The sequence below is a fragment of the Niallia sp. FSL W8-1348 genome (assembly GCF_038006745.1).
GTDB lineage: Bacteria > Bacillota > Bacilli > Bacillales > Cytobacillaceae > Niallia > Niallia alba.
Map to the genome: position 1 here is coordinate 3,308,382 of NZ_JBBOVV010000001.1, position 24,534 is coordinate 3,332,915.

Annotated in this window: 20 protein-coding genes, 2 pseudogenes and 1 riboswitch; of the genes and pseudogenes, 14 read left to right on the top strand and 8 right to left on the bottom strand. The window is 36.0% G+C overall.

What is annotated here, in order from left to right; translation table 11 throughout:
* Nucleotides 1–152: 152 nt before the first annotated feature.
* Nucleotides 153–2,405, top strand: a complete 2,253-nt coding sequence (locus tag NST60_RS15620) for a GAP1-N2 domain-containing protein (protein ID WP_341099338.1) — start codon at nt 153–155, stop codon at nt 2,403–2,405.
* A 233-nt stretch (nt 2,406–2,638) separates the two neighbouring features.
* Here NST60_RS15620 and NST60_RS15625 read toward each other — a convergent pair whose 3' ends face one another.
* Together NST60_RS15625 and NST60_RS15630 are read right to left on the bottom strand one after the other, a co-directional pair.
* Nucleotides 2,639–2,932, bottom strand: a complete 294-nt coding sequence (locus NST60_RS15625; protein ID WP_224427721.1) for a hypothetical protein — start codon at nt 2,930–2,932, stop codon at nt 2,639–2,641.
* Nucleotides 2,933–3,031: 99 nt separating this feature from the next.
* A pseudogene (locus NST60_RS15630) lies at nt 3,032–4,065 on the bottom strand (IS1595 family transposase).
* Nucleotides 4,066–4,293: 228 nt separating this feature from the next.
* Between NST60_RS15630 and NST60_RS15635 the strand changes: the two are divergent.
* The 8 genes from NST60_RS15635 to NST60_RS15670 all read left to right on the top strand — a co-directional run bounded on the left by NST60_RS15635 (nt 4,294) and on the right by NST60_RS15670 (nt 12,554).
* Nucleotides 4,294–5,727: an NAD-dependent succinate-semialdehyde dehydrogenase gene (locus tag NST60_RS15635; RefSeq protein ID WP_016202161.1), complete on the top strand. Its 1,434-nt coding sequence runs from the start codon at nt 4,294–4,296 to the stop codon at nt 5,725–5,727.
* 58 nt (nt 5,728–5,785) lie between these two features.
* Nucleotides 5,786–6,316 (top strand): Na-translocating system protein MpsC family protein, encoded by a 531-nt coding sequence (locus tag NST60_RS15640; RefSeq protein ID WP_341099341.1) that lies wholly within the window; start codon nt 5,786–5,788, stop codon nt 6,314–6,316.
* Between the two features lie 164 nt (nt 6,317–6,480).
* The gene (locus tag NST60_RS15645; protein ID WP_101729371.1) at nt 6,481–7,251 is read left to right on the top strand and encodes an ABC transporter ATP-binding protein; all 771 of its coding nucleotides are present in this window, start codon (nt 6,481–6,483) and stop codon (nt 7,249–7,251) included.
* Nucleotides 7,252–7,318: 67 nt separating this feature from the next.
* A complete protein-coding gene (locus NST60_RS15650; protein ID WP_101729570.1) occupies nt 7,319–8,137 on the top strand; it encodes an ABC transporter permease in 819 nt (272 codons plus the stop codon).
* Between the two features lie 57 nt (nt 8,138–8,194).
* On the top strand, nt 8,195–9,229 hold the full coding sequence (locus NST60_RS15655; protein WP_016202164.1) for an ABC transporter substrate-binding protein: 1,035 nt from the start codon (nt 8,195–8,197) through the stop codon (nt 9,227–9,229).
* An 81-nt stretch (nt 9,230–9,310) separates the two neighbouring features.
* Complete coding sequence (locus tag NST60_RS15660) at nt 9,311–9,934, top strand: cysteine hydrolase family protein (RefSeq protein ID WP_016202165.1); 624 nt, start codon at nt 9,311–9,313, stop codon at nt 9,932–9,934.
* 191 nt (nt 9,935–10,125) lie between these two features.
* Complete coding sequence (locus NST60_RS15665) at nt 10,126–11,598, top strand: MFS transporter (protein ID WP_224427723.1); 1,473 nt, start codon at nt 10,126–10,128, stop codon at nt 11,596–11,598.
* Nucleotides 11,599–11,738: 140 nt separating this feature from the next.
* Nucleotides 11,739–12,554 (top strand): hypothetical protein, encoded by an 816-nt coding sequence (locus tag NST60_RS15670; RefSeq protein WP_341099347.1) that lies wholly within the window; start codon nt 11,739–11,741, stop codon nt 12,552–12,554.
* A gap of 9 nt (nt 12,555–12,563) precedes the next feature.
* Here the strand turns inward: NST60_RS15670 and NST60_RS15675 are convergent, their stop codons facing one another.
* The gene (locus tag NST60_RS15675) at nt 12,564–14,252 is read right to left on the bottom strand and encodes a methyl-accepting chemotaxis protein (RefSeq protein WP_224427725.1); all 1,689 of its coding nucleotides are present in this window, start codon (nt 14,250–14,252) and stop codon (nt 12,564–12,566) included.
* A 247-nt stretch (nt 14,253–14,499) separates the two neighbouring features.
* On the opposite strand from NST60_RS15675, the gene NST60_RS15680 reads away from it, so the two are divergent.
* The 4 genes from NST60_RS15680 (at nt 14,500) to NST60_RS15695 (ending at nt 17,688) form a co-directional block, all read left to right on the top strand.
* On the top strand, nt 14,500–15,006 hold the full coding sequence (locus tag NST60_RS15680; RefSeq protein ID WP_016202169.1) for a cupin domain-containing protein: 507 nt from the start codon (nt 14,500–14,502) through the stop codon (nt 15,004–15,006).
* A gap of 165 nt (nt 15,007–15,171) precedes the next feature.
* The gene (locus NST60_RS15685) at nt 15,172–16,908 is read left to right on the top strand and encodes a phospho-sugar mutase (protein WP_341099352.1); all 1,737 of its coding nucleotides are present in this window, start codon (nt 15,172–15,174) and stop codon (nt 16,906–16,908) included.
* A 277-nt stretch (nt 16,909–17,185) separates the two neighbouring features.
* Nucleotides 17,186–17,527, top strand: a complete 342-nt coding sequence (locus NST60_RS15690; protein ID WP_016202171.1) for a single-stranded DNA-binding protein — start codon at nt 17,186–17,188, stop codon at nt 17,525–17,527.
* Nucleotides 17,528–17,541: 14 nt separating this feature from the next.
* Nucleotides 17,542–17,688 (top strand): hypothetical protein, encoded by a 147-nt coding sequence (locus NST60_RS15695; protein WP_341099356.1) that lies wholly within the window; start codon nt 17,542–17,544, stop codon nt 17,686–17,688.
* Between the two features lie 304 nt (nt 17,689–17,992).
* On the opposite strand, the gene sinI is transcribed toward NST60_RS15695, so the two are convergent.
* The gene (gene sinI / locus NST60_RS15700) at nt 17,993–18,139 is read right to left on the bottom strand and encodes a DNA-binding anti-repressor SinI (protein WP_341099359.1); all 147 of its coding nucleotides are present in this window, start codon (nt 18,137–18,139) and stop codon (nt 17,993–17,995) included.
* A 24-nt stretch (nt 18,140–18,163) separates the two neighbouring features.
* A riboswitch (cyclic di-GMP riboswitch) is annotated at nt 18,164–18,250 on the bottom strand.
* A gap of 261 nt (nt 18,251–18,511) precedes the next feature.
* On the opposite strand from sinI, the gene NST60_RS15705 reads away from it, so the two are divergent.
* Complete coding sequence (locus NST60_RS15705) at nt 18,512–19,264, top strand: WecB/TagA/CpsF family glycosyltransferase (RefSeq protein WP_341099361.1); 753 nt, start codon at nt 18,512–18,514, stop codon at nt 19,262–19,264.
* Nucleotides 19,265–19,297: 33 nt separating this feature from the next.
* Here NST60_RS15705 and NST60_RS15710 read toward each other — a convergent pair whose 3' ends face one another.
* The 4 genes and pseudogenes from NST60_RS15710 to NST60_RS15725 form a co-directional block, all read right to left on the bottom strand.
* The gene (locus NST60_RS15710; RefSeq protein ID WP_341099882.1) at nt 19,298–19,777 is read right to left on the bottom strand and encodes an LPXTG cell wall anchor domain-containing protein; all 480 of its coding nucleotides are present in this window, start codon (nt 19,775–19,777) and stop codon (nt 19,298–19,300) included.
* A 159-nt stretch (nt 19,778–19,936) separates the two neighbouring features.
* Nucleotides 19,937–20,734 (bottom strand): annotated as a pseudogene (locus NST60_RS15715) (alpha-amylase family glycosyl hydrolase); the annotation flags it as partial.
* A gap of 157 nt (nt 20,735–20,891) precedes the next feature.
* Nucleotides 20,892–22,007, bottom strand: coding sequence for an IS4 family transposase (locus NST60_RS15720; protein WP_016205139.1), 1,116 nt, complete (start codon nt 22,005–22,007; stop codon nt 20,892–20,894).
* A 124-nt stretch (nt 22,008–22,131) separates the two neighbouring features.
* Nucleotides 22,132–24,342, bottom strand: coding sequence for a pullulanase-associated domain-containing protein (locus NST60_RS15725; protein WP_341099363.1), 2,211 nt, complete (start codon nt 24,340–24,342; stop codon nt 22,132–22,134).
* Nucleotides 24,343–24,534: the final 192 nt, after the last annotated feature.

A 24,534-nucleotide genomic window follows, 5' to 3' on the forward strand; every position in this document is an offset into this window, starting at 1 on the left:
TTCTAAAACCTAAATTAAAGAATGAGAGGAATGGAAGTTTCTCTTTATATTGAAAATAGTAATTATAGTGATGAATATAAACATTTTATTTAATACCTCCCCTATATAAACTAAAAAAATTGCTTAAAGGGAGAAAGAAAGGAGAGAGGCTAATGGGAAAAAGCCTGATACAACAACAAATAGTAACGAAGGATAGTAAAGGTCTTTTTCTTACAGGTGATGGGTTTGATACAATTGCCGTCTCGCCGAATGTTAATGAAAGGTTCGTAAAAAAATATTTAAATCCTATTAATACTTATCACATACCAAGTGACTTAAAGAAAAGTGGCGAAAAAGAAATAGCTGCCTATCCGCCGCTATTTACATTTATACAGCCTGAAACAGGTGAATTAGTGCTAGGAAAAGCAAATTTTGCCCCTGCAGAAAGCGCGAAACAAAAGAACCGTCTTTTTGTACATAATTATATTATTCCGGCTATTCGAAAAGAGGAATGGATCCATCACTCATCCAAAATCTTTCACATCGAACATTTTTACGGCTTGGAAGATACAGAGCATTTAAAGGAAGAACTAGAAGAAATAGAGCATCTCGCATATACGAAGGAAAATATATTTGCTAAAAAGCAAGAACTGTTTCATGTTTTGCAACTAGATGAAAAGAAATTCAAAGAACTATTGTTTGCTTGTATTACTGCTGTTGCCGAAAACAAAAGAGTATATATATCGTTTCAAGCTTCACATGATATGCAACATAAATATGCAATGTGGCTATTGGAATTGCTATTTCTTTATATGCCCTATGAAACAAGAAGGTTGTTTGGTGCGACCACTTTTCATAATGAGCCAGAGATTATGGAGAATATTCATGTGATGTTTGTAGAACAAGGATCAATTCGTCTCAGAAATAAAGCAGTGGAAAATCAATTTACTTTTGATTTAAGCCAGGATAAAATTAATGGTTTGAATTTCAAGGAAGAAGAACATGATTATCTTCATTTTGCCTATGAAGCCCTTGTAACAGCGACAGAGCTTGACGAATTTTTCATTTATTGTGAACGGGCCTTAAAAGGCTTGGATAAACAGACAAAACTAACGATTCAAACGTATAATAGCTTATTTCTCTTATTTTATATGGAAAAGCTAGATTATTATTTTTACGATAATGATAAAGTTGCTACCCTAGAAATGCTGTTAGTTTTTCTTCAAAAAAAACATCGGGAAAAGCTTGAACTCGTACATATTTTCAAACAAGTGCTGCATAGAGAAGAGCTGATGAAAGATGCTTCCATTGTTCAGGACTATCTGAAATTAGTTTTGGAGATTCAAAAGGTAGTAGAACATGTCGATGTTGTTGAATTTATAGTTAAAACGATTGCCTACTATGAAGGAGAAGCTGTCTGTCAATCACTATGGGAGATACTGGAGAAGTATCCAGATACGTATCAGCAAGTTTTATCTTATATGAGCGATATTTTTTCTTATGCGGAGATCATTGAGGATTATTTAAAGCATCAATTTAGTTTTCAGCATTCCTTATCAAAAGTATTGATTAATATAAAAAATTTATTGCAAATTAATTCTTCTTTTGAGCACAACGGGACTTTCTTAAAATCAACGAAAAATAGACTTGTGTATGAGGTCAAAAAAAATAGCCATCCTATTTCTATTGTTTTTGAAATAGTTACCTATTTTCAAAGATCCCTTCCTTTTGAATCGTATAAACGCATGGTGCTGCCTGATGTAAAGGGACAGCTTTTAGTGCAATTACAGTTAGAAAAAGTAAATCTTGCAGATGTTAAACATTTTGGAGAGATATTTTTACTCGAGAAAGAGGAACGTAGCTTTGAGATAAAGGGCTGGGAAAAAGAAAAGTTTGAAGTACTAGAGTTACTGTATACCTACTTTTATCTAGCGTTTGAACAAACACAATATGTTTTTCGGATGGCAAGTGCGCCAATTACAGCGAAAGCATGTGAATTAGCCCAGGATATTATAAAAGAAAATGGTTTATTTAAACCATATGAACGATTTCTGCTTCTATTCCCAGGCGGAATGGAAGGTGTCGAACATCGTCAAGTATTTTCTTATATTGCTATATACGGCTCTGAGGATGAAATGCTTAATTATATTGAATGGTCGCTGAAAAAATTTGGAACAAGTCCAAGATTCAGTCATGCCTTAAAAAATTATTTAATCACTGATCGAAATTCTATTTGGAAGAAAAAAGAAATGAAGAGAGAATTAGCAAGCATTCGTTCACAATCCTTGAAAAAACTATTAAAAGAGGTGCGCGAACAAACCGCAAATCCAGGAGTGAAATTCTTTCGGAAATACGGAGTGCTTTTGATAGTAGTTGTCATTCTTGGTGTTGTAGGATATTTTTATCCCACTCTTAACGGACAGTAAGACTCCCCCCTCAAGCTTAGGAGAATACGAGGAAGATAAGTGAGAGATAAAGGTCCGATTGGTTCAACTAACCATCAGTGGGGAGGAAGGCAAACCCCTACTGATGGAAGTTTCACTTTATGTGCATTAATGGAAAGACAGAGTATTCTTTAAAAAAGGCTCTGTTAAATTTTAATGTTGATAATTCAATAAAAATTGAGGAAACTCGTTCGGGTTTCCTCAATTTTAATTTTCTATGGTTCAGAAATTCCATTTGCCAATAGTAACAGAAATAACCATATTGATAGTGGTATCATAAATGCAATGTTTGAAAGGATACTGAATACTTTTACAGTCTTATTTTTAGACTTGATTCCCAATATTAAAGACACAATAAATCCTACATCTATCAAAATATATAAGAAAATGGGAATCCATAGATTAATATTTGGGAATATCCGACCATTAAAGACAAAGAAAACAAGTAGTGCAACTAAGAACAATACTAAAGTTAAAATTATTGGATAAAATTCTTTTTGTTTTTTCAAGATACTACCTCCTTTCATCTATTCACGTTCCAATTGTAACAGAAAAATGTGATAATTTTGTAAATTTTTGTAATTTCTACTTCGTTAATTGAATAAGGGCTACACATTAAATTTTGATAGCCTCAAACTATCATATGTGTCAGTCATTTCAAACACAAATGATGTTAATAGGAACTCTTTTAAATGTTGATTAGTGCTTTCGTTACTACGACTATCGACAAATAACAACCAAGCAAGGTAATTATCAAGATATTTCGTAGCCACACCTTTAAAGCGATTTATCCATTGTTTTAAACGAGAATGGAGACCATTGACGTTCTGGATGTGATATAAGCCCTTAATAACGTGTTTTCCATTATCAGATTTTATCCGATAATGCTCTAAACCTTTTTCTTTTGCATAGGTTTTATAGGCTCTCCACGCATCGGTTACAATCACATTCTCGTTTGAAAGTTTAGAACCAATCAAGGCATCGACTTTCGGTTTTACAATACGCCCCATACAGGCAACTTTGGAGATAGTTGATTTAGTTCGGTCTCTGGCAACGAGAACACAAACCTGTTCGTGGCTGATTCCTCTGAGCTTGGATTTACCGCCACGTTTGCGAGGTTTACGGTCAGCGATGCCACGTTGCCCCTTTTGAGAGTATAGGAAATAGGTCTCGTCAATTTCAACGATACCTTCAAAAATGTTCAACATCCATTTGTTTTAAAGCAGTCAGTAGTTTATGCCGCCAGTAAAAAAGCGTAACCCAAGTTACCCCAACGATGTCAGCCGATTTTCGTAGGGAATATCCTTTGAACATACAATCAACAAATGTAATCCATTCGTTACCTTTTCGTGTGCGATAAAGAACTGTATTAGTTGTATCTGTAAAGGTCTTTCTGCAACTTTTGCAACGATACCGTTGATGACCCTTAACTTTGCCGAACCGAACAACGTGTTCCGATGAACAATGAGGGAGACACGATTCAAATCCTTCCTTGAATCGTGTCTCCCTCATTTCATTGATTAACCGACCACCAGCCGAGGAAGAAGGGTCAACATAGCGTTTAACCCATTGATACACTTGTTCTTTTTGGGTGTGGTAATTTGTCTATATGCTTTAACAAGTTGCTAAACGCTTTGCTCACCTTGATAACCTCCCCGAATGTTTGTTCTTGTGTTGATTATATCAAGATTTGCGACAGGTATCAAATATCAACATTTACCTTAAACAGAGCCTTAAAAAAAGATGCTCTGTTTTTTTTATAAGAGTCGTAATCTAAATTTAATTGTATGTCGAGACAAAGCTAATCAAGTGGAATTAGCGAAAATCTTTGTTATGATAAGAAAACAACATTGGAGAAAGGAGAATGAAAATGCAGTATATGAATGGGGAATGGCGTCATTCAGTCTCAGGGGAGTCTTATTCTGTCTATAATCCAGCTACAGGAGAAGTTATTGAACATGTAGCAAGAGGAGGAAGAGAAGACGGACATCTGGCGATCGATGCAGCAAGTAGTGCGCTACCTTTATGGGCGAAGAAAACAGCTAAAGAACGTTCTAACTATTTAAAAACGGTAGCAGATAAGCTCCGGGAAAAAACAGAGGAATTAGCAAGAATCATTACGACTGAAATGGGAAAACCGATTGCAGAATCAAAGGGTGAGATTAACTTAGCTGCTGATTATCTGGAATGGTATGCCGAAGAAGGAAAACGAATCTATGGTGATACGATTCCTGCTAGTTCTGAAACAAAGCGGATTATTGTATTAAGACAGCCGGTAGGTGTAGTTGGTGCGATTACACCATGGAATTTTCCAATTGCTATGCTTGCCAGAAAAATTGCTCCAGCACTGGCTGCAGGGTGTACGGTTGTTTTGAAACCAGCTGAATCGACTCCTTTAACAGCAATCGAGGTAATGAAGGTTTTTCATGAAGTCGGACTGCCAAAAGGAGTGTTGAATTTAGTCCACGGTGATGCAGCTTCCATTGGAGATGCGATGATGGAAAGACAAGAAGTAAGAAAAATAACCTTTACAGGATCAACAAAAGTTGGAAAAGAGCTAGCAGCAAAAGCGTCTGCAACGATGAAGAAGATTTCAATGGAGCTGGGTGGACATGCTCCTTTTATTATTTTCGAGGATGCTGATTTAGAAAAAGCAGCTGAAGGTGTTATTGCAAGTAAGTTCCGTAATGCAGGACAGACATGTATATGCACCAATCGCATTTATGCTCAGAAAACAATTGCAGAGCGTTTTGCTGATATCTTGGTAACAAAAATGAAGAAATTGGTTGTTGGAAATGGTCTGCAGCCGGAAGTAACAATTGGACCACTTATTAATGAAGCAGCTGTTGCGAAAACAGAGGATCATATTCAAGATTCTATTAATAAAGGGGCTCAAGTAGTATATGGAGGAAAAAAACCAGCAGGCGAAATGTTTGAAAAAGGTCATTTCTATGAACCGACGATTTTATTACATGCCACCCACGAGATGAAAATTGCGACAGAAGAAACATTCGGACCGGTAGCGCCAATTTTTGAATTTGATACAGAAGAGGAAGCATTACGCTTAGCCAATGATACTTCCTATGGATTAGCAGCATATTTTTATACAAAAGATGTATCTCGAGTCTTTAGAATGTCTGAAGGACTTGAATATGGAATAATTGGTATCAATGATCCAGTACCTACTACTGCGCAAGCACCATTTGGCGGAGTAAAAGAATCTGGAGTGGGCCGTGAAGGTGGAAAATATGGATTAGAGGACTATTTAGAATATAAATTCCTTTCTTTAGAACTTGACATCTAAGTAGTTTACCTGGGTTTTACAATCTGCTATAAAAAATAGAGTAAGAAAATCTGACAAAATGAAAGAAAGTCGTACAAAGATATGGTATTATCCAATAAACAGAATATTCTATTTTTATACAAGTAGATTAAGTTTTGCTTATGTGCTTGGAGCATTTGATAGGCAAAGGAATGACTCATTCGTTCTGCTATATCTATTGGGGGTGATAATTATATTAGTTGATCAACTACCAAGAACACTAGGAGAATTGAAACAAAGCATCATGAGGGAAAACAATCTTGTAAATCAATTGATTTTTAAAGTTGGTCTAACCGAACAGCAGATTAGTCTAATGGATAATAAAATTATCATTATTGCTAAGCATAAGCGTATCCCTGTACTGGAAATTATCGAAAGTTCAAGTGATAGCCTAGCGGAGATCATTGATCGTCTACTAATTGACAAATACAAGGAGTTGCTTTTGCGTAACTTAGAGGAAAAACTACACTTTAACGTGCAGTTAATATTAAAGGATTATGATTCCATGAAAGAAATAAGTGGAACGATTATCGTCTTGGACAAGAAAATTGAATCCTATTTGGCTGGTTAAATGAACTCCTTACAAGAGAGCAGGAAAACCGTCAGAATTACACTGAGTTATAACACTCAGGAAATTCTGGCGGTTTTTTTTATTGGGATTAGCAAGTTCAAGCAATGAAAATTAACGTGGTGTATTTAAAGAGAACAATATTCTTAATGGAAGGGAGCTCATTTATGTATAAACTAGAAGTTCGCCATACGAATAAGATTTTTAAAAAAGAAGGAAAGGAAGTAGTGGCCTTAAAGGATGCCAATTTGAAAATCACAGAAGGAAAATTTATCAGCTTAATTGGTCCAAGTGGATGTGGAAAATCGACATTATTTAATATTATTGCTGGTCTAATTAAACCCACAAGTGGTGAGATTCTCCTCGATGGCAAAAATATTGTCGGCAAAAATGGAAATGTAGGCTATATGCTTCAAAAAGATTTACTTCTACCGTGGAGAAGTATTTTACAAAATGTGATTTTAGGATTGGAAATCAAGGGGGTGAGTAGGAAAGAAGCAGTTGAACGAGCAATGCCGCTTCTTCAAAAATACGGGTTAGAGGGATTTGAACATCATTATCCAGATGAATTATCTGGCGGAATGAGACAAAGAGCTGCATTATTACGCACACTTTTATATGACCAAGATATTATTTTGCTCGATGAACCATTTGGTGCTTTAGATGCACAGACACGATTATTGATGCAAACATGGTTGCTCCAGATTTGGACTGATTTTAAGAAAACGATTCTGTTTGTGACCCATGATATTGATGAAGCGATATATTTGTCAGATGAAATCTATGTGTTATCTCCAAGACCTGGACGAATAAAAGAAAAGGTAGAGGTACATTTACCAAGACCAAGAAATGAAAATACGTTATTACAGCCAGCATTTATTGATTTGAAACAGCATTTATTTGCGTTATTAAAGGAAGAAGTTCTGCTAGAAAAATAAATGTAGGGTAGGAGGAATAAATATGCGCGACAATTCAGAGCAAATCATCTTCCAGCAGGAGCTAAAAATGCAAGAGGTAGAAGCATTTCCCGTTATTATGGAGGATGAAGAGCTGAAGGAGAAAAGGAGAAAGCGAATAACTATTATTGGGCAGATTTTAATAGGGATCCTCTTTTTTATGTTTTGGGAACTGCTGGCGAAGTGGAAAGTAATCGATTCTTATTATTGGAGTAGCCCGACGATTATATGGGAAACAGCCGTTATTGCCTTTACGGAAGGAACTTTATGGAGTGATCTTATATATACTTCAGGTGCTACTATTATCGGCTTTCTTTTAGGGACATTTTTTGGTGCGTTGCTTGGATTATCTTTTTGGTGGTCTTATTTTTATGCAAAAATAGCCGAGCCTTATTTAGTTGCCTTTAATGCCATACCAAAACTAGCGTTAGCTCCTGTTTTAGTTATTCTTTTTGGGATTGGTTTTAGTTCAAAAGTGGTTTTAGCACTTATGATGACCGTTATTGTAACAGCGATAGCTGCACATAGTGGGGTAAAAAGTGTTGATGCTGATTTAGAAAAGATGCTCTTTTCCCTCGGAGCGAAAAAATATCATATTTTCATGAAAGTCGTTATTCCATCAGCAATGCCATGGATTGTCAGCAGCTTAAAAATCAATATTGCTTTAGCCTTAGCTGGGACAATTGTAGGTGAATTTATTAGTTCAAGACAAGGAATCGGCCGCATGATTTTATATGCTGGCCAGATTATGAATATAAATTTAGTTTGGGTAGGAGTTGTTGTTTTATCTATATTATCTGTACTTATGTATGGAGGCACCGTTTGGTTAGAAAAACGCTTATTGAGAGGAAATCGAATTAGAGAATAAATGCTATTAGCTTTATCAAATGTATATAAAAAGTGTGCATATAGGGGGAGAGTTCACATGAAAAAGAGTGGTCACTTTAAAGTTGGAGTTTATCTGTTACTTCTTTTAATGATTTTGAGTGGATGTTCGTCAACCAAAGGAGCAAGTGAAGAAAAATCGTCTGGAAATGGAACAAAGAAGCTTGTCATTGCAGAGCCGGTTCACTTAATAGGCTACTTGCCTTTATATGCAGCGATTCGAGAAGGTTTTTTTGAGGAAGAGGGGCTTGAGGTCGAAGTAATTACAGCAACAGGTGGCGCTCATGTTACTTCTGTAGTTAGTGGTGATGCCTGGGGAAATATCGGTGGTCCAGAATCGAATCAAATGGCAAACACAGGGAACTCTGATCCAATTGTTTCGGTAGTAAATGTCGTAAATCGAGCCAATGTATATTTAATGGCGGATACAGATCAAACAATAGCAAATACTAGTAAGGAGGGCCTTGCTGACTATTTAAAAGGGAAAACAATTGCAGCGGGACGTTTCGGAGGAAGCCCCAATTTACTAACTCGATGGTTAATAATGGATGTAGGATTAGATCCTGAAAAAGACGTCAAACTAGAAGAACCAGCAGATGCAAGTGCTGTCGTTTCATTAGTAGAATCAGGGCAAGCAGATATAGCAAATGGAGCAGAACCCCAGATTACAGAAGGAATAAATAAGGGAGTCTGGGCTGAACCATTTTACAGCTTTGCCAGTCTCGGCGATTATCCCTATTCTGTATTAAGTGTAAAAAAGTCGACAATAGAAGAACAACCAGAGACGGTAAAAAGCTTTGTAAGAGCTGTGATGAAAGGACTAAAGGCGATAGATGAGGATCATGAGTTAGCAATGGAAATTTTAAAACAGGAATTTCCTTCTACTACAGAAGAAAGCTTGAAGGCGTCACTTGATCGAGCATATGCAGATAGCCTTTGGAGTAAAGATGGATTTATTTCCGAAGAAGCCCTTGCAAAACCAATGGAGGTTGTCGAAAAAACAGGCGTTTATACAAATGGATATAGCTATGATGAATTAATTGACATGCAATTTGTGGAGGAGCTTTCTAAATAACTGGTAATCATTTTTGAAAAGAAGGCATATGGAATGAGGTAAAAATCACGAAAATGAAATTGTCTGGAAAGGATGAAATGGATGAATCAGCTGGAATGGGATCCTAAACATAGTGCTCTACTAATTGTTGATGTTCAGAATGATTATTGTCATAAAGAAGGAAGTTTAGCTAAACAGGATTTGGATGTATCTATGGTGGATGAAATGATGCCAAATCTGAAAAGCATGATTACTTCCATGAAAGAAATAAATGTCCCCATTATTTATATTCAAACCATCCATGAGGATAGTACCGATTCAGAAACGTGGATTAAACGATTAAAAGGAAAAAATCAGAAGAACCTTTGCAGAAAGGATACGTGGGGAGCAGAATTTTATCAATTAGAACCAGAGAATAAAGATGTAATCGTGATAAAACATAGATATAGTGCATTTATTAATACAAGATTGGATTCCGTATTGAGAGCTTTGAAAATCCAAACTCTTTTAATGGCAGGTGTTAGTACAAATATTTGTGTGGAATCAACAGCAAGAGACGGCTTTATGCTTGATTATGATGTTATTTTCTTATCTGATTGTACTGCCGCCTTCTCAAAAGAGGCACATGATATGACTTTGCAAACAATCAATCAATTCTTTGGAACAGTTGCTACAAGTAAAGAAGTTGTTAAATCTATTCATGCTTTACCAGTAGGAAGCGAATGATTTTATTGTGAATGGATGGAGTGGAATAGACTTGATTTCTGCCGAAAGTGGGTGAAGGCAAGAAGCTCCCATTCCTCCCATAGGAATATTGTAGATTTAGCGGTATGAAAGGATATTACCAACTATGAGAGAATAGTTGAACGTCATATTATAGAGAACACAGATGTTCACCATCATAAAGGATGATTCGAATGGTAAAAAACAAAGTAACTTATTTCGAGGCTAGGGATGGCACCAAAGCGGAGGACCATAAATTCCAATCCATACTTTTATTGATATCTGTCTGTACTGGGGCATTTTTGTCCCATTTTTCTGCTGGATTTGTCAATATTGCCTTAACAGATATATCAATAGACTTTTCTGCAAAGCTTTCCGTTACACAATGGATTGTCAATGGCTACCTTCTATCGATTATGTTATTTTTACCTCTAATGGGGAAACTAGCTGATCAGTTTGGCAAGAAACGTATACATAATCTTGGTTATCTTATTTTTGCAGTGGGAGCATGTGGAGCAGCTCTATCTTTCAATATTCCTCTGTTAATTATTGCAAGAGTAATCCAAGGCAGTGGTGCTGCTATGCTCCAAGCAGTTAATATGGCGATTGTTACAGATGCTTATCCAGAAAAACATCGTGGAAAGGCGCTTGGGATTATTAGTACCTCTGTTGGGATTGGTGCATTATTAGGTCCATCTGTTGGTGGTTTTTTCATTGAAGCTTTTTCGTGGCATAGCTTATTTTGGACTGTGGTGCCAATAAGTATTGGGGCATATTTTTTAGCGCAAAAATTTGTTCCAATGGATCGAAGCTTTGAAAATTCTAGCTTTGATTACAAAGGAAGCATCTATTTTGGTGTGGGAATCGTAACTTTTGTTTTTGTACTTAATTCGATTGGAGAAGGCGTTTATAAGGTATATTTATTAGTAATAGCTTGTGTCAGTGTTGCCTGTTTTCTTTTCTTTTTTTTCCATAGCAAGAAAGAAGAGTACCCATTTATACAGCCATCGATTTTTTCATCTCCGATTGTTAAAGCAGGTGGATTAATATTAATGGCAAGCTATTGTGCTGCATTTGCTTCCACTGTTATTTTGCCATTTTATTTAAGGGGTGTTTTGGGATTTTCTGCCGAGCAATCGGGGCTATTATTGATGTGCTATCCTTTGTTTCTTGCTGTTCTTGGACCAATCAGTGGATCTTTATCAGACAAGTTTGGAGGAGCAAAGGTAGTAGTTGTCGGCTTAGGACTGTTGTGTATTACGATGCTAGGTTTAAGCATTTTATCTCCTGGGACATCTTTATCCACTTTAATTATTTTGCTTAGCTTATTAGGCTTTTCTATGGGGATTTTAACCTCACCTAATTACAGTATTATGATGCTATATGTGCCCCTGCAATATTTAGGAATGATGAGCAGTACGATTGCTTTACTTAGAAATATAGGAATGGTTATCGGAACAGCACTTGCGATTACCTTTATGAATACATGGTTAGACGGAACGATAACCGATTGGATGAATGATACTAGGCGCTCAGAATTTGAGGCAGTGATGTTAGGATTTCATTATTTATTTTTACTTTTATTTATTCTTCTAGTGTTGATTGGTATTTATTTTCTTTATTCGGTATTTCGAAGAAAAGAACGAGATGCAGAGGGAATTTTTTAAAGACTTGTTTGTGTAAAGCTGTTTTTTTTATTTATGCTTCAATAAATAAATATTATTAGATAAACGCATCGAGATATCAGCCAAAAAGAAGTTATATTAGTGAAATATATGGAGATAGGAGTCAAAAAGAAGTTAAATCAGTGAAATATATGGAGATAGGAGTCAAAAAGAAGTTAAATCAGCCAACCCAATCGAGATATCAGCCAAAATCAAAGTATATCAGCCAACCCAATCGGGATATCAGCCAAAATCAAAGTATATCAGCCAACCCAATCGAGATATCAGCCAAAATCAAAGTAAATCAGCCAACCCAATCGAGATATCAGCCAAAATCAAAGTATATCAGCCAACCCAATCGGGATATCAGCCAAAATCAAAGTATATCAGCCAACCGCATCGGGATATCAGCCAAAATCAAAATATATCAGCCAACCCAATCGAGATATCAGCCAAAATCAAAGTATATGCCAACCCAATCGGGATATCAGCCAAAATCAAAGTATATCAGCCAACCCAATCGAGATATCAGCCAAAATCAAAGTAAATCAGCCAACCCAATCGAGATATCAGCCAAAATCAAAGTATATCAGCCAACCCAATCGGGATATCAGCCAAAATCAAAGTATATCAGCCAACCGCATCGGGATATCAGCCAAAATCAAAATATATCAGCCAACCCAATCGGGATATCAGCCAAAATCAAAGTAAATCAGCCAACCCAATCGGGATATCAGCCAAAATCAAAGTATATCAGCCAACCCAATCGGGATATCAGCCAAAATCAAATATATCAGCCAACCCAATCGGGATATCAGCCAAAATCAAAATATATCAGCCAACCCAATCGGGATATCAGCCAAAATCAAGTTAAATCAGCCAACCCAATCGAGTTAAATTTCTCACACCAAAAAAAAGAGTATAGAACAATCACCCAGATTATTCTATACTCTCCTTAACATTAAAATTTAAATTTCTTCTTTTTGATTAAACTGGGACACAATTTCCATTAATTCTTCTGCCATACTGGATAAGGATTCAGCAGAAGCTTTAATTTCTTCCATAGATGCCATTTGTTCTTCTGTAGAGGCAGCGACTTCTTCTGTACTGCTCCCGTTTTCTTTAGAAAGAAGGGCAATCTCATTAGCAACCCTTACGACGTCTTTGATCTGTGTCGTGATCGTAGCCACCGTTTGGGCAACTTCTTCTATGGCTGGAGCTACTTTTTGCGTGTTTGTTACAATCGTGGAGAAGGATTCAACAGTATTTGTTGATATACTTACTCCTGTCTTCGCTCGATCTAATGTCTCGTTTAACATCGTGACTGCTTCTGATGTATCTTGTTGAATTCCCTGTAAGGATTGCGAAATATCTTGTGTGGAAGCTTGTGACTGCTCCGCTAATTTCCGCACTTCATCTGCTACAACAGCAAATCCTTTTCCGTTTTCTCCTGCTCTAGCCGCCTCGATTGCTGCATTCAACGCTAACAGATTAGTTTGATTAGCGATATTGCTTATTAATTCAATCATTTTTCCAATTTCATTTGAACGATCCGCTAGGGAAGCAATAATCGAATTGGAACGCTGAACAGAATCATAAATGAACTCCATTTGCGTTAAATTATCATGAATTTGCTTTGTCCCCTGTTCAGCATTCGTAAAGGCAACTTGCGATAATGAAGAGACGTAATGGGAACGGTCTTTTATCGCCTCTACTCCACTTAAGATTGAATCCAAGGCAAGGGCATTATCAGAAATTTTCCCAAGTGTATGCTCATTGCTCTCAGCAATCGACTGAATGGAAGAGGCTATCGTAGTAGAGGCATTGCTTGATTGTTCTGCACTTGCATGTAATTGTTCAGCTGATGCTGCTACCATATTTGAGCTCTCCGACATATTAGAAATCATTTTTGATAAATTGTCTTTCATTTGTTCAAAAGCTTCATTTAAATGATAAATTTCATCTTTGGCTTTAATAGAGAATTTAGCTGTATGTAAATCTCCTTTTGCAACCTTCTGCATATTTGTTTGTAATTTTTGAATCGGTTTCGTAATAAGAGAAGATTGAATGAAACCAATCGTCAATGAGATAGCAGTTACTATTGCACTAAAAATTACAACAAGAAACATTCTTTGTTCAGACTCTCTCTGGGCATTTTCAATTTCTGGCTTCAAAATATCATTTGTAAGCAAATTATTTAAAATATCAGCCTGATCCGACAAAGTATCTGATAGAGCAGTAACCTCATCTAAAGCAGATTGAGAAGGGCTATTGCTGTTCATCAGTGCGTTTCCTTTATGTGTAAGTTCTTTGTTTAAAGCCGCTAATTCCGTTAATCGTTTTTCTATATCTCCGTCAGCGGAAATTTCTACCCCCTTGTCAACAAAGGTATTGATATTACTGCTAGCACCATTGAATCTGTTTTTGAAACTAGGCGTAGAGTAGACAAAATACCCCCTTAAGTAGGAGATTTGTCTCGCTGCATTCGTTTTAATTTGTTCTGAAATAGAGCGCAGTTCTGTAACTGTTTCGATTAGGTAATCATATGTTTCTACTGTTTCCTTTGTACTTTTATAAGAATAATAAGACAGTATGATAAATAAAATGGAAACAATCAAAAAACTTACAGATAATTTATGTTTAATGGATATTCTCATTCTATTCTCCTTTCTTTTGATAAAACATTTTTGTTAAGGTGCTTTAATTAGCTCCCAAACATAGGTACATCGAATTATATCGGCGGAAATTTCCTTGTTTGTAGTAGAAAGGTAAAAGTCGGAATTAAAAGAAAAGTGGTAATTATTGAAAATAATGGTGCAAGTTCATAGATATAGAAACAAAGGAATGATTTAAGAAGAAGGAGGGTATATAGTAATATCACAACAGATAGAGAGGTGTGCATACATGGCTAATCCAGATATTACAATGTATTATTTTGAACAAAATAGGTATATACCTAACCACCCATATTTACCAGCACTTCATTACAAGAAGGCAATGGAAAATAAGGAAGAAAATATCGAAAAAGTTTTTCATTATAATAATTGGAAAAATAGTTGGACGAATGGAGTTTTTCCATATCATCATTATCATAGTAATGCACATGAAGTTCTTGGGATTAAAAAAGGCTCTGCTTTACTACAAATAGGAGGGGAAGGAGGCTCTAAGCTTATTGTAAAGAGTGGAGATATCTTGCTACTTCCAGCTGGAACTGGTCATAAGAAATTATCAGCTTCACCAGATTTTCAAGTCATCGGTGCCTATCCCAGTGGGGAAGATTATAATATCAAAAAAGATGTAGAGGAAGATTTAAACGGTGTACAAGAGGAAATAGAAAACGCAATTTTTCCTGAAGCGGATCCAGTCTATGGGGAAAGTGGTCCACTTGCAAAGATGTGGAGACAAAAATAATTAGCATAAAATGTTGATGGGACCCTTAGTAATGTGAGTATTAAGACCTAATCAGGGAGGAGGGTTCCACAATGATGGGTTTTAAAAAATCTTTACTTATATACATATTTTAGGTAATGTAAAGATAGATAGTTACATTAATTTAAAGGTGGGAGAACAGCGACAATGGTTTATAAACAAATCGTAGAAAAATGGACAAGTTTTGCAGGATTAGAAGCTAACTTAAAAGCGCAACTAACAGAATTACAAACATCTGATAAGTTGCTGGAGGACAGTTTTTATAAGCACCTAGAATTCGGTACTGGTGGTATGCGTGGAGAATTAGGGCCTGGTATTAATCGCATGAATATCTATACTGTTCGTAAGGCAGCTGAAGGATTAGGGAAATACATAGTAGAACAAGGGGAAGAAGCGATGAATCGTGGGGTAGCTGTTGCATATGATTCCCGTCATCAGTCTCCAGAATTTGCATTAGAAGTTGCGAAAGTAGTCGGTAAGCTTGGAATTAAGTCCTATGTATTTGAAGAGCTTCGTCCTACACCTGCATTATCTTTTGCTGTAAGATACTTAAATACATTCGCGGGAGTAGTGATTACCGCTAGTCACAATCCTCCTGAGTACAATGGATTTAAAGCTTACGGAGAAGATGGTGGACAACTTCCTCCTGAGGCTGCAGATATCATTATTAAATATGTAAATGCAGTCGAAGACGAGCTAACGATAGAGGTTTTAGAAGAAAAAGAACTATTAGAAAAAGGCCTATTAACATATATTGGTGCAGATGTGGATGCTGCCTATGTTGAACAATTAAAAACGATCCAATTAAATCGTTTGCCAGAAGCAAAAGATTTAAAAATTGTCTTTACTCCACTACATGGTACAGGAAACAAGCCAGTTCGTGCAGGATTAGAAGCATTTGGATTTGAAAATGTAACAGTCGTAAAAGAACAAGAATTACCTGATTCTAACTTTTCTACAGTAAAATCGCCAAACCCAGAAGAGCATGCAGCTTTTGAAATTGCGATTCGTTATGGAAAAGAAATCGATGCAGATGTTCTCCTTGCTACAGATCCAGATGCAGATAGACTAGGGGTTGCTGTGAAGGATTTAAGTGGCGAATACACCGTTCTTACAGGAAATCAATTAGGTGCATTAATGCTAGAATACTTATTATCCGAGAAAAAAGCGAAAGGGATCCTGCCAGAAAATGGTGTGGTTATTAAAACAATCGTTACCTCTGAGATTGGCCGCACGATTGCTAAGTCCTATGGCATTCCAACAATCGATACATTAACAGGATTCAAATTTATTGGCGAAAAAATTCAAGAATTTGAACAAACACATGAGCATACTTTCCTTTTCGGATATGAAGAAAGCTATGGCTATTTAATCGGTGATTTTGTTCGTGATAAAGACGCTGTTCAATCTGCTATTTTTGCGGCAGAGGTTGCTGCTTATTATAAAGCAAAAGGCTTAACGCTTTATGAAGGATTACTAGAAATTTTTGAAAAGTATGGCTTCTATCAAGAAGGTTTAGAGTCATTAACGTTAAAAGGAAAAGATGGAGCAGAACAAATAGCTTATATTATGGATACATTCCGTAAGGCTCCAATCAAAGAAATAAATGGCTTAAATGTAGTTGCAGTAGAAGACTATTTAACAAGTCAACGTCAAGAAGGTCTAACAGAAACATTGATTGATTTACCTAAATCCAATGTGATCAAATACTATTTAGAAGACGGTTCTTGGTTCTGCTTGCGCCCATCTGGAACTGAACCAAAGGCAAAGTTCTACTTTAGTGTGAATAGCCCTTCCTTAGAAGAAAGTTCTAGTAAACTAGAAGCATTGAAGACAGGCGTAATGGAGCAAGTGAACGCTGTAATCGATGGATATAACAAATAATTCATCAGATTAATAATAAAAAACTCCTTCAAGGAATGTGTTAGTAAAGAGAAGTCATTCTCAGTCTAGACATTCTGAAGGAGTTTTTTATTGGAAAAATTTAAAAATGCAAAAATTGAGTTTTAGAGCGTTTTATTGCCCTAAAGTTCAAAAATCGCCTAGACGAAACTTAAGTTTTCTATATGTAAACACTCCCCAAAATTGAATTTTTGACATTTTCCATTTGCTGAAATTCATAGTATGATTTTACTAATTTAGTAGAGAAAGGAGGGAAAAGATGATTAATCAAGTTACTTTAGTCGGGCGACTAACGAAAGATCCAGAATTGCGAGTAACACAAGAGGGTACATCTATCGTCCATGTTATTGTCGCAGTTAATAGAAACTATAAAAATCAAGCTGGTAACTACGAGGCTGATTTTGTCCAGTGCATATTTTGGAATAAAGTAGCAGAAAATACAGCACAGTATTGTCATAAGGGATCTTTAGTAGGAATCGTTGGAAGAATTCAGACAAGAAATTATGAAAATCAGGAGCAAAAAAAAGTTTATGTGACCGAAGTTATTGCAGAATCTGTTCGTTTCTTGGACCCGAAAAAAGTGGAACAAACCATTCCATAAAGGAGGAAAGAATTGTGAATAATGTGCCAGATGTAATGGTTGCATTAATTAAAATGCAGGCAAAGACAAATGAAAAATTAGAGCAATGCAATGTAAGAATCAAACAATTAGAACATATTATTTACACCGAAAAAATCACTCGTACTTCCTCAGCATCTTAAGACTTTCATTCTATACACTACTCACACTATTATCTTTTCGTTTCAAAACTCCTCTTTGAAACAATCAATCTTTATTAGAAAGAATCAATACACACTCCGATTTATTCCCCATTATTTAAGTGCCTTTGTGGCACTTTTTTGTTTGCTGGTAGTTCAATAATAAATACGGAAAATTCTAGTAAGGATTTAAGGGGAAGGATAATACAGAAGGTTATCAACGTAGAGAAGAGAAAGAAAAAACATCCTTAATAAAGAAATTTCCTATTAAGGATGAATCGCTATAATTATCGAATATTCTGATATTTTACCAATCGACTTTTTCTAGTATTGTTAGTACAGTCCGAACTTCTTCTTGCGTAAAGCCTTGTTCTTTTGCCTCCATTATGAGCGATATCCATTCATTGTCCAAATTACTTTCTTTTGAAACTTTGGTGGGAAACAAATTAATCATGATAATTAACCTCCTTATAGAATATAAGGTGGCCCAGCCATCATAGTATAAATCTACCTTAGACCTGAAGCTTTGCGTCCCACCTTTTCAGATGGTTTGCCTTTATCTGATAATTGTACTATTTAAATTTTATCACTATTGTTCAAAAGTTAACAACTTTTTCATAAACAATGTTTCGACATATTCCAACATATCTATAGTAATTAATTATTTGGAAAGCAAATATAGTCGGCAGAAGCAAAAGAGTTAGGACAAGTCCGCAGTATTCTACTGCTTTTAGAGTAACTATTTCTAGCTCGAATTGTTTCTAGCAGACAATTTTTATATAATAGAAAGGGGCTTTTTTAAAATTTTTTCATTAGGGGATACATAATGGATAAGAAATGGTTAGGAAATGTAAAAGTAAATATTTTAAGCTCGAAGGAAGCTATTACTTATATAAAAGAAAAACTAGCGAAGAAAATAGCTTCTGATATTTTTTTCCTAAATGATCATGGATACAATATTGCGCAAAAGGATTCAGCATATCTTGACATACTGAATAATGCTGATTTGTTGTTAAATGATGGAATCGGTATCGAAATGGGAGCAAAGTTTTTTGGATTTTCTTTTAAAGAGAATTTAAATGGCACTGATTTAATTCCAGCATTATTTCAATCTTTAAACGAAGAGAAGGGTAACCAATATCGTGTCTTTCTTTTAGGAGCGAAACCTGGTGTTGCCCAAAAGGCACAAGAACGCCTTCAAGAAAAATATAATAATATCCTTTTTGTAGGCTGTCAGGATGGATATTTTCCGAAAGAAACCACAGAAAATATAATTGAAGAAATTAATAAGAGTAAAGCAGATATCCTTTTAGTAGGATTTGGAATGCCGCTACAAGAACAGTGGATTAAGGAACATCGATCAAAGCTTGAGAGCACGATTACAATGGCTGTAGGTGCTTTTATCGACTTTTCTTCCGGTGAAATTACAAGAGCTCCTAAAATTTTTCGCGACCTTCGTCTCGAATGGCTATATCGAATGGGAAAAGAGCCGAGAAGATTATGGAAACGAAATTTCGTGGGGCATTTCGCTTTTTTCTATTCTATTTATAAGCAAAGAAAAACAGAGAAAAATACCTGATAAGGAAAACTCCTTGTCAGGTATTTTTCTCTGTTAATTAGCTGTTCGCTTTTTCCTTTTTTGTACTAGAAATACAATTGCCCCAATTAGCAGGAGACTTAACCCAATTAAAAGAAGGTTATAAGTACCTGTAGCAGTATTAGGAAGTGATTCTCCTTTTCCTTTGTTTGGATTACTTGATGATTCTGTGACTTGCTTTGAATCCTCCGAGCCTGGTGTTTTAACATCGTTACCACCAGAAGCAGGCGGTGGTGTTTCCGAATCTGTTTCTCCAGAAGTAGGTGGTGTTTCTCCAGAAGTAGGTGGTGTTTCTGGTTCAGTAGGCTGAGTTGGCTCTTTTTCATCAGCATCGACTAATAGAATAGTTCCACCGTCTTCTCTAGAAGGAAGGCTTATCGTAATTTTATTTTCACTAATAGGATATGTCTTTCCAGAATATAAATCTACTGCTTCCTTAGCAAATGGAACTTCAAAAGTTACTTCATTTGCTGTTTCTTTCGTATTTAATCCCACAAAAACTTGCTGATTGGAGTATTCACGTTTAAATACAGAATAACCTTCTTCATCACTCCCCGTTACTTGAGCACGAGTTCCTTTTGAAAATACGCTGGAGTATTCTTTTCTAGCATTTAATAGTTTTGTATAGTGTGATAGGACATCATTGTTTTGTGTTAAATTCCAATCAATACTATAACGGTTATCATAGTAAGGGTAATTATTTGCTCCTGACAGTCCAAGCTCTTCTCCATAGTAAATGACAGGTTGACCTTTGGAAGTAATTTGGAGAGCTGCTGCAAGTTTAAGCTTTCCTATGTCACCACCAACAGATTCTAAAAATCCATCTTCATCATGACTACCTAAAAATTGGCCTAATGTTCCTGTATTTGAAAGCTTATTATTTCTTTCCTCTAATGCAAGTTGGACACGCTCTATATCGCCATTTGCAAAATCACGTGCTAAATATTTGAAATCGAAATCTAATAAGGAATCCATCATGCCACTATTTAAATAGCCTTGATCATCATTTACCTGTGCTCCCCAAGCTTCTCCAATTAATTTAAAGCTTGGCATAATTTTTGATAATTCATTTTTGAAGCTCATCCATGTTGTATTTTCAACGTGCTTGACTGTATCGACACGGAAGTAATCGATCGTGTTGCCTTTCGCTGTTTTTGATTTTTCAATCCAGCTAGTTTGCCAATCTACAATTTGTTTTCGTACTTCTGGATTTTCGGTTAAGAAATCAGGTAGTCCAGATAGTTCCCCTTGTACAGTATCTGTGCCACCATCACGGAACATTCCAGCAAAACGATTTCGATCTTCCGATGTAGGGAAGTTGGCGATTTTTCCATCATTTACTGCATCACTTGCTTTTAAACCATAGCCGGCATGGTTTACGACAACATCAACCATAATTTTTATCCCACGATCATGGGCTGCATCAATTAGCTCATGAAAATCTTCCATTGATCCAAAATCACTAGTGTTGCGTAAATAGTGTCATAATTTTCAGTTTAATTGTTTACTCTACTTAGAGCCAAAAAAGTAATTACCTTTCTAAAGGCGGCTCCTGTCCATTTGGAAATTTATTTACAATTAGACCTGTGCAACGACAACAATTTGTTGATTAAGGGATGGCTTTTCCTTCAATTTTGCGAAGCCAGACATGTGCTGGTTTCCACAATGATGCCCTTAAATAACGGCTAATTTGCAAGGTTTTCCGCTTACTTTTTGTTTCGAGTTGTACCAGAACATGAAGACAAAAAACAATAAGTGCGATAAACACTTGATTTTGAATCGCCCATTCACTTTGACCGTAGAATTTCTTGATATTGAGATGTTGTTTAATCCATTTAAAAAACAGCTCAATTGCCCATCGTGATTTATACATTTCCGATATTTCTTCGGCGCTTAAGTCAAAACGATTTGTGATTAAATGAAGTTCATTACCTTTTGAATCTATTATTTTTAGAAGTCGAAAATAGTTTTCAGCTCGGTTTTGAGTTGTACCAATCAACACCATTTGATCCGACAAAACAGATGAATCCTTGGGTAGTTTAAAATCATAAACCTCCCGTACGACTGCGTTTTTTCGTAGCCTAGAAAGAAAAAAGTAGCCTTCATCGGTCATGCGATCAAAACGCTCGTAGTCTAGATAACCTCGGTCAAACACATACATGCATTCTTTATCGTCAACCATAATCTCAAGTTGACCACGATCGTGTTCGCTTGCCGTTGTCATCACGGCTTTTTCGGGATAGGATTCTCCCTTTTCCATAAATACAAGGCGTAAGTGTAACTTTACGCCTGCCTTAGTTTTGCGGAACTTCGCCCATTTATGATTGGTCAAATTTAGTGGCAAAGTACTTGAATCAATAATTTTTAACGGCATGACAAGTTTTGTGTAGTGTGTTTTGGCGTGAATTTGTCCGACTAAATCAAGGAAAAGTCTTTGAAACAAATCTGGATTTAGACCATTTAAACGGCGCGAGAGCTGAGAAATGCTTATAGAATCAAGGTCGATTTCCTTTTGAAGATGATCATCAAAAAGGCAATCACTTAACGCATGAAGACTTTCAACTTCTTCTAATTGTGCAAAAAGTAATAGTTTTAGGAATGATTCTGTCGTTAACTTTTTCGTATAGCAATCTAATTTCAATGTTTTCACCTGTTCTTCAAATAATTGAAGATTAATTGGCGAAAACCATTGTCCAAATGAAGTTTTTCGTGTAATCTTGTCCATGAGATTGGTCCTTTTTTAGTGGATTTGGACGGGTTACCACCTGACTTATCCATTATAAAGGACTTTTTCTATGCATAAAATAATAAAAGTGAACATTTCGAGTATTTTTAATAGTGAAATTAAATTAATGCAACACTAGTGATCCAAAATGAGGATTTAACTTTTCAAAATTACTAGCCCAATATCCATGGTACGCATAATAAGGGGTTTCTGGCTCTTCATTGCGAACATCGTACTGGATATTTTCTACTATAGGATTAATCCATATTGTATTGATTCCAAGGTTTTCGAGGTAATCTAACTTTTTCGTTATGCCCTTAAAGTCTCCACCGTGATAGGTTCCAGGTTTACTCGTATCATAGCCAATACCGTACGGATCATTGTTGGATGTATCTCCATCAAAGAATCGATCGGTAAGCATAAAGTATATTCTTGCCTCATCCCAGTCAAAATCATCTTTTCCTACTGAGTGTCTTGCTTTAACGGTGATTTCTGCTTTTTCTGTATGAGTGTTGCCATACTGATCGATAATATATACTGGAATTTCTTTTGGTCCAGTAGTTGTATTTTGGTCAATAGCAATGGTTAGTTCCTTTAATTGTGGATCAATCGCTACTTTTTCTTTTCCACCAATTGTTCGTAAATCAGCATAAACTTCTCTAATAGCTGTATTCTTGGTTGTTTTCCAATCAACCGTTAGTACTGCATTGTCGTTATAAGTAGCTTCTTTTGGATGGATATTCGCAAGTATATTTAAATCTGCTTTTTCATAAGCGAGAAGGGACTTTCCATCGACTGTATTGTAAGGATCAGTAACCTCTGTTTCCATCCCATCAATTGTGACAAAGAATGAATAAGGATGCGTTCCTTCCGGAATATTTTCTATCGTATAGGAAAAACGTTCATTCTTTGTTTCATTCGCCATCTTATAACGTTTTCCATTGTATTGAAGTTCTACTTGCTCGATTTTGTCCATTTCATTTTTAGCATATAAATTTTTGTCTCTGTAGTAGAATGTGGCATTTCCGTTTTCCAAAACAGGACCAGTAACTGCAGGGACAATATAAAGATCCTCTTGACCACTAGTTACATAAACCTTCGTTATTAAATCTGTTTTATTTAGAGGAATATAACGGTCTCCATTACCTTCTTTAATAGCAGTATCCCAATTCTCACCCCTTCGTAAAATAAATCCAACGTTTTGCGTTGCTTCACTTACATTAATCGTTGCAGTCGCCATGCCATGGAGATTTTGATCGAAATCGATTTGATCATCTTTTACACCAGTTCCCCAAACCCATACATTCCAATCCTTGTAATCTGAATCAGGTCGATCATACATAAATTGGATATGTCGTCGTTCATAATTGCCTCCCTTTAACTTATCAATGGCTTTAATAGCTTCTTCCTTCGAGTAAAAAACAGTTTCTAATCCTTCAATTACCCATGCTTCAGTATCTTGTTTGCCATCAGCAACAACAATTGTATTTTGCGCATCTTGTGCTTCCCAGTTTCCTTTGCGGGGGATAATGGTTATCTCGTTTTCTGGAAAAGAATAAGTTCCACTTATAAACGTATAATCATTTGTAACATTCTTCGTAAAAGGAAAGCCATTATCAGGTAGGCCACTGTTAAAAATCCATAAATCCCATTTCGTATAGTCTTCATCGAAACGGTAATAGTTTATATTGTACGTATACATACTTCCAACAATCTCGATTTTCTTTTCTGCTTTTTCCCCATCTTTTTCAGCAAGTAGGGTAAAGGATTCATTTGCTTTTGCATTGTCATGCACTTTTAGTTGTCCATCAACAAGCTCGACACCTTCAACTTTGTCTTTCAGTGACCAAGTTAGCTGCGCAACGTTCTGCACACTGCCATCTTTGTTTACTAATGTTGCTTCTAATGGATAGGCTTTATTTTTTTCAACCTTCACAGGAATTAAGTCAAGATTTAAGCCGGGAACAACGAAGGTACTGTTTCCATTTTCTATCTTTTCATTGGCTGGATCTGTTATCCATTCATTGTCCACGATAAACTTATATTGATAGACACCTGCTGCGAGATTCGGAACGGTAAGCGACCATCGATTATCAGCATCCTGTTCCATTGATAATGCTCCATTTTGCCAATCCGTAAAGCTTCCTGCCACTTTAACTTCCTTTGCAGCTGCATTATCATAGAAAAACTGCACGGACTTATCAGCAGTAAGGGTAGGGGAATCTAGTAAACTATCTGCTTGTGCTTTTTTACTTGGAAGATAGCCTCCAAAGCTGCTGAAAATAAGAAGAAAAATTAAACATAGTGCGAGATAAGGATGTTTTTTCGTTTTCAAAAAACATTCTCCTTTCCATTTTTTTATGAGAAACAGAATGACTTCTGTTGCTACCTATGTATTGCTTCCAAGAAAACGATTGCGCTAAGAAAATAAAGGTATTTATCGGGAAAGTGAAGTCATGATGAAAAGGTCTGTGAAAACGTTTGCGCAAAATAGCAAAAAAAGAAGATGGTTGAATTTAATTGTTGA